4 protein-coding genes are annotated in these 6,787 nt (G+C 74.4%); all 4 read right to left on the reverse strand.

Annotated elements, in window-relative coordinates:
- Window positions 1-74: 74 nt before the first annotated feature.
- Window positions 75-377 (reverse strand): GYD domain-containing protein, encoded by a 303-nt coding sequence (locus tag E6J59_08920; protein TMB20356.1) that lies wholly within the window; start codon window positions 375-377, stop codon window positions 75-77.
- Window positions 378-404: 27 nt separating this feature from the next.
- Complete coding sequence (locus E6J59_08925) at window positions 405-1,295, reverse strand: acyltransferase family protein (protein TMB20357.1); 891 nt, start codon at window positions 1,293-1,295, stop codon at window positions 405-407.
- Between the two features lie 72 nt (window positions 1,296-1,367).
- Window positions 1,368-2,381 carry a methyltransferase domain-containing protein gene (locus tag E6J59_08930; GenBank protein ID TMB20358.1) on the reverse strand — a complete coding sequence of 338 codons (1,014 nt, stop codon included), beginning with the start codon at window positions 2,379-2,381 and terminating at the stop codon, window positions 1,368-1,370.
- Window positions 2,382-2,427: 46 nt separating this feature from the next.
- Complete coding sequence (locus E6J59_08935; GenBank protein ID TMB20359.1) at window positions 2,428-4,800, reverse strand: glycosyl transferase; 2,373 nt, start codon at window positions 4,798-4,800, stop codon at window positions 2,428-2,430.
- Window positions 4,801-6,787 lie beyond the last annotated feature (1,987 nt).

A 6,787-nucleotide genomic window follows, 5' to 3' on the forward strand; every position in this document is an offset into this window, starting at 1 on the left:
CGCCGGATGCTGCCATTCACGCCGGGACGCGGCGGGCACCGGACCGTCGCCGCCACTACGAACGGGCGGCGCGCCTACTTCACGGCGGGCAGGCCGGCGACGATGCGCCGGTACTCCTCCTCGCCGAAGGCGCGGCAGGTCTCGATGCGCACGTTGCCCCTGGCGCTGAGGGCGAGCGAGAGCTTGACCGCCGTCTCGTCGTCCGGCGCCTCGGCGATGACCACCGCGTCGTACTTGCCGGTCACCAGGTAGAAGTCCCGGAGCTTCGCGCCGGCGGCTCGGTACGCCTCCCTGGCCGCTTCGAGCCGGGCGGGCCCGTCCTTGATCGCCTCGATCCCACGCTGCGTGAAGCGGAGCAACGACACGAAGGTCGGCATGGCATTACCTCCTGTTCGTGGTGCCTCTCACCCGAAGACCGGCAGCCGCCGCCGCGCTGCGAGGCCGTCGAGCATCTCCTGCATGATCCTGCTCACCCGGTCGTAGGCGTGCCGCACGGCGCGCGCGTCGCACGCCGCGTCGGGATCGTGGCCCAGCTCGATCGGCGGGCCGACGCGGTACACGAACTTCGCGGGCAGCGGCAGGTAGGGCAGGAAGCCCGAGAGCCACACGCCCCACGGCAGGCCCAGGTTCACCGGCAACGTCTTGACGCGCGTCCAGCGCGACATCCCCGTCCAGCGCGCCAGGCGCTGACTCGAGAAGAGCGTGACGTAGACCTCGTGTCCCCCGACGTCGACCACGGGCAGGATCGGGACGCCGTGCTCGAGCGCCAGCTGGACGAAGCCCGCGCGGCCGTGGAAGTCGATGGTGTGGCGGCGCCAGAAGCTCTTGAGACAGTCGAGCTCCCCGCCCGGGTAGATGAGAAGCGGCGCCCCCAGCCGGAGGACCTTCGCGGCGTTCTCGCGCGAGGCGCGCAGCCCGCCCATCTTGACGAGGAAGGTCCGCAAGAGCGGGATGCGGAGCGCGGCGTCGTGCACCATCGCGTATGCGGGACGCTCCACGCCGAGGAGCGACCACCAGTACGACACCAGCACCCAGCAGTCGGGGAGGAGCGGCCCGCCGTTGTGGTTCGCGACCGCGATGAACGGGCGGTCGCGGGGGACGTTGTCCGCGCCGTCGATCTCCGCCCGGAAGTAATGGATCCTGAGCGCGTCGAAGAACGGGAGGGCGATCTCGCGGATGAACTCCGGATCCCGGGCGCCGGGGTCCGAGACGTCGACGTCGTGCACGAAGAGGTCGGCCAGCTGCATGGCCAGTCCGGACGTCTCTCGGGAAGCGAAGAGGAGGAGTTGACGCATAGGCCCGCCCGCGGGCGGCGTCAAGGGGGGCCGCGCTGCGGGGCCCCGTGCGCCCCTCCCCGGCGGGGAGCTTCAGCGGTAGGCGATCACCGCCCGCTGCGGCGACGGGACCAGCTCCCAGAGCTCGCTGCGCGCGAAGCCGACGTTGCGGAACATGCGCTCGTACTCGGTGAAGGTGTAGGCGTCGCCCGCCGGCGTGCCGGCCAGCATGACGAGCGCGAACGCCGCGGCGTCGGGCGGCGCGACGCGGCTCTCGTCCGGCACCATCTCGACCGCCACGGCGCGGCCGCCGGGCGCGAGCGCCCGATGGACCTTGCCGAGCAGCGCCTCGCAGCCGGCCGGGTCGAAGTGGTGGAGGATGTTGGTGAGCAGGACGAGATCGTAGCCCGAGCCGTAGTCCACCTCGAAGGCGCTCCCGGGGAGCGTCCGGAAGCGGTTCGCCACCCCGGCCGCGCGTGCGTTCTCCGCGGCCACGGCGAGCACGTTCTTCCAGTCGAGCGCGACGATCTCGGCCTTCGGGTTGTGCATGGCGAGCGTGATCCCGAAGAGGCCGTGGCCCGCGGCGATGTCGAGCACCTTCCACGGCCCCGCGGCCGAGGCGTCGAGCCGGTTGGCGAGCAGCTCGGCCATCATCCGCGCCAGCGGCGCCATCGAGCGCGCGAACTCGACCCACATGGGATGGTCCGGGGCGAGCTGCTCCTCGCCGACCGCGGCCCGCCCCGTGCGCACGGCGGTGGTGAGCTGGCCGAAGCCCCGCATCACCTGCGGCGAGGCGAGGAAGTGGATCGCCGTGGCGATGCAGGCGGGCGAGGCGCGGTCGAGGAACGTCGCAGCGGCGGGGGCGAGCGCGTACCGCCCGTCGCTCTTCACCAGGAACCCGTGCACCACCAGGTAGTCGGCGAGGATGCGCACCCCGCGCTCCGACGCCTGGCAGCGCGCGGCGATCTCCTGCAAGCTGCCGGCCCCCGCGCCGATCGCCGTGAACAGGTCGACGTCGATTGCGGCCCGTAGTGCCTCGGTCTTCTGATACGAGAGGAAGGCCTGAAAGACCGCCGACGGGCCCAGCACGGTCTCGGTCTCTCCCATGGTGACCCGCCTTATACTGCGCTGGGCGGCGCGGAAGCCACCCCGCTCACTCGACGCGCACGCGCACCGCCTCGGAGCCGGCGCGCGCGAACGGCAGCCGCGCCTGGAAGGTGTGCTCGCCGGGGGCGAGCGCCCAGCGCGTGGTGTACGGGTAGTCCACCACCCGGAAAGGCGCGCCGTCGACGTACCAGACGACCTGCTCGGCCGGCGGCTCGACGATCACGCGCAGCGCGAGCGTCGTCATGATGGCCGGGCTCTCGGGGTCGCGCACGAGCATGAGCCCGCTCCGCGGCGCGAGGATGCGAAGGCGCGAGGGCGGCGCCTCGCGCGCGAGGGGCGCGGGCGGCGCATCGAGCGGGCTCACCCCCACCGGCGGGCGCGGGAGCCCGTTCGCCGCCGCCCACGCGGCGTAGCGCGCGGGGAGCACCGTGAAGCGCCGCACCTCGACGAAGCGGCGGGGCGTCGCGGCCGAGGCGAGGAGCCCGTCGCGCGCGTCCACCGGCTCGAGGACGTGCGCGTCGCAGTCCTCGAGCGGCTCCTGGCCCGGGCGGAACCACTCCAGCAGCACCTGCCCGCACGCGTGCGTGGCGCGCTTGCCGGTGAGGGCGCAGATGCGGACCGCGCGATAGCCCCGCGGCGGCGGGAACTGGAGGTCCTCGAGGCCGTCCTGCTGGCCCTGGTGGAGGTGGCCGAGGATGCGCTGCGCGAGGCCCGCGGCCGAGCTGAAGGCCGTGAGCCGGCTCATCGGCCGGTAGTCCGGACGGCCGAGCCAGACGCCGACCACGTAGCGCGTCGAGTACGCCACCGTCAGGGCATCGCGGTACTTGGACGACGTGCCCGTCTTCACCGCGACCGGGAACGGGTACTCGCTCGGCCCCATGCGCGGGAAGGTCGGCAGGCGCGCCATCGGGTCGGCGAGGAAGAGCGTCACCAGGCGCGCGGTGTCCTCGGAGAGGAGGCGCCGCGGCGGGGCGAGCGACTGGCCCCGATACCACACCAGCTCGCCGGCGCGCCCGTCGCCGGCCAGCACCGCATAGGCGCGCACGAGGCGCTCGAGCGTGGTCGGCATGGCGCCGATCGCAAGCCCGAGACCCCAGTGGCGCCCGGGCTGGTCGCCGTCGTGGAGCCCGAGGTCGCGGAGGAAGGCGTAGCCGTCGTCCAGGCCGAGGCGGTCGAGGAGGTTCGCCGCCGGGACGTTGCGCGAGTTGGCCAGGGCGACGCGCGGCAGGAGCGGACCCAGGAAGGCCTCGTCCGCGTTGGTGATGTCGCCCGGGGTGCGGAGGATGTCGTCCAGGATGGTGGCCGGGGTGATGGCGCCGCGCTCGAGCGCCAGCGCGTAGAGGAAGGGCTTGAGCGTGCTCCCCGGCGAGCGCGGCACGCGCGCGTAGTCGTAGGCGCCGGCATGCCGGGCGTCGAAGTAGCCCGCCGAGCCGACCCACGCGACGACGCGGTTCGTGCCACGCTCGACCACGATCACGGCCGCGTTTCCCGCGCCGCGCTCCTCGAGCTCCCCGAGCGCGTCGGCGACCATCGCCGCGACCGCCTGCTGCACGTCGAGGTCGAGGGTCGTGTTGACGAGCGGCGCCGGTGGGGGCGCGCCGTGCCGGAAGAGCCGCTCGAGGTGGAGGACGGCGTGCAGCGCCTCCGGCGGCCGCCGCCCGAGGGGCGGGATGCGCAGCGCGGCGATCTGCCGCACGGCGAGGTCGTAGTCGTCGCGTCCGAGGACGTGCGCCGCGCGGAGCGTGTCGAGGACGCGCCGCCCGCGCTCGGCGGCCCGCCCGCGGCCGGCCTCGCGGTAGGGGTTCATGCGCGCGGGCGCCTGCGGGATGGCGACGAGGAAGGCCGTCTCGGCCCAGCTCAGGTCCTCGACCGGCTTCCCGAGGTAGCGGCGCGCGGCGTAGGCGATGCCGCGCACGCGGTTCCCGTAGGGCGCGATGCGGAGATAGTGCGCCAGCACCGCCGAGTGCCCGTAGCGCGCGGTGAGCACGAGCGCCGCCAGCGCCTCGACGAGCTTCCGCGGGTAGGTCCGCGGCCCCGGGCGCTCCAGGCGCGCCACCTGCATGGCGATGGTCGACGCGCCCGAGGCGCGCCGCCCGGCGCGCAGGTTCTGGGCCACGCCGCGCACGACGGCGAGCGGGTCGACGCCCGGGTGGCGCCGGAAGCGCCGGTCCTCGACCGCGAGGGTGGCGGCCACGACGCGCGGCGGGAGGCGCGCGAGCGGCCAGTAGCCGACCTCCGGATCGCGCGGGTCCGGCACCTCGGCGAGGAAGCGCCCGTGCGCGTCGCGCAGCAGGAGGGTCGGCGCCGGCGCAGTCAGGCGCACGCGCGCGGCAACGAGCACGAGGAGGCCGACCGCGAGCAGCGCGGCGCGCGCAGCACGCGAACAGCGGACGGGCCCCCAGATGATTTTGCCGCTCATCGCCGCTCGGCCGGCGGCGTCACCTCGACGCGCGCGCCGGCGGAGTTCCCGCCCACGCTGCCGTCATACATCATCTCCGCCTGCGCAGCGGGCTGGATGAAGCGGCCGCCGGTCGCGGCGCGCGCGCGGAAGTAGAAGTCGAACGTCCCCCTGGGCAACGTGTCGTAGTAGAAGGAGAGCCGGTCGTCGAGGAAGGCCGTGTAGGTCGGCTCGAGCGTCAACACGCCCGCCGGCGTCGCGTCGGACGAGGCGGTGGCGAGCTTCGAGTTGAGCGGCTCGATGCCCGCGGCGAGCGGCACGACCACGGCCACGTAGTGGCGTTCCTCGGGGTTCACCACCTGCACGTGCTCCTCGACCAGGTCGCCGACGGCGAGCGCGAGCGTCGTGCCCGGCTGGGCGAGCGGCACGCGCTCGGGCGGCTCGTCCACGCCCTTCTTCACGCGCAGCCACTCGCGACTCACCACGAAGCCGCTCGCGTGCGCGGCCACCTGGCTGCCGTCGGCCGCGGGCACCCAGGTCGTCTCCGCGCGCACGCCGAGGACGCCGGCGTCCTTCCCGGGCTCGAGCGCCACCTCGCCGTCCTCGGCCGCGCTGGCGACCAGGCGACCGAGCGGCGCCTCGGGGCCGAGGGCCAGCGTCCGGAGCTCGCTGCCGAGACGGACGCGCACCGTGTGCGGCACCGTCCCGCGGAGCGGCGGCGAGAGGCGCTCGGCGAGCGCGCGCAGTGCGGCCGCGTTGGCGTTGGTCGAGCCCCAGCCGTCGCCCCGCCCGAGCGTGACGAGCGCGTTCACGAGCAGCTGGAGGCGCGGCTCGTTGCCCTTCACGCGCGCGACGGCGCGCGTCACCTCGGCGATGGTGCGCGTCTCGCCCGGGAGGATCAGGCCGTTGCGGCCCGTGAAGCGCTGCTGGAGGCCACCGTACTGCTCCTTGCCCTCGTAGAGGCGGATCACGATGCCGTCCCACAGGCGCCCGACCAGGCCCTCGACGGTGGACGACTGCGTGTCGCCCTGGCGCGCGAGCGCGAGCGCCACCTCGGACACCCCCTCGAGGTCGAGGAACTGCGCCCGGCGCGCCAGCTCGGCGGCGTAGCCCGGGTTGAACTTGCCGGCGTCGGCGAGCGCGGAGAGCGCCCACGCCCGCTCCGCGAACGCCTCGCCGTCGATGAAGTGGCTGTAGTCCGAGCGGAGCGCCTGGTCGAGCGAGTTGGTGAGCGTGTCGAAGAGCTTCTGCTCGACGGCGAAGCCGCCGGCGCGCGCGTCGACCAGGAAGTCGACCGTCCACGCTGTGAGCGACACGTAGCCGCGGCAGCCGGGCCAGTAGCTGACCAGGCCGTAGGCGTCTACGGTCGATGGGAGCCACTCGAGGACGTCGCGCACCGGGCGCGCCGAGGCCTCCTCGCCGCCCTCCTCGGAGAGCACGCCGCGGAACTTGCGGAGCGCGAGGAACGCCGCGGCGCGGCTGAGTCGCTGCTCGGTGCAGCCGTACGGGTAGCCCTGGAAGAAGTCGAGGCCGGCCGCCATTCGCAGCAGCGCCGGCTGGTCGGAGACGAGCACCGTGCGGCGCACGGTGCCGGGCCGCGCGGCCTCGGGGACCGCGGGCAGTGCGACCGGCGCGCCGGCGCGCAGCTCCGCGAGCAGGCGTGTCGTCACGCGCTGGCGGTCGTCGCGGATCGGGAGCTTCACCTCGAAGGCGTCGCCCACGCCGTCGGAGAGCCGCTCGACGGCCACCTTGAAGGCGACCTCGTCGCGGGAGAGCTTGCCCTCGGCGGTGTACGGCGGCGTCGTCACCTCGACCGGGAACTCGATGCGCTCGGGGCGCTCGGGCGCCCAGGCGATCTCCCGCGTCGTCGGGCCCGTGATCGCCGCACCTTCCGCCGCGACCTGCGCCCTCCCCGGCCCGCCCTCGCCTTCCACGATGCGGCCGATCCCGGCCGCGGTGAACGCGTCGCCGGGGCGGACGAAGCGCGGGAGCGCCGGCTGCACGACGA

The sequence above is a fragment of the Deltaproteobacteria bacterium genome, from assembly GCA_005879795.1.
Taxonomy (GTDB): domain Bacteria; phylum Desulfobacterota; class Binatia; order DP-6; family DP-6; genus DP-6.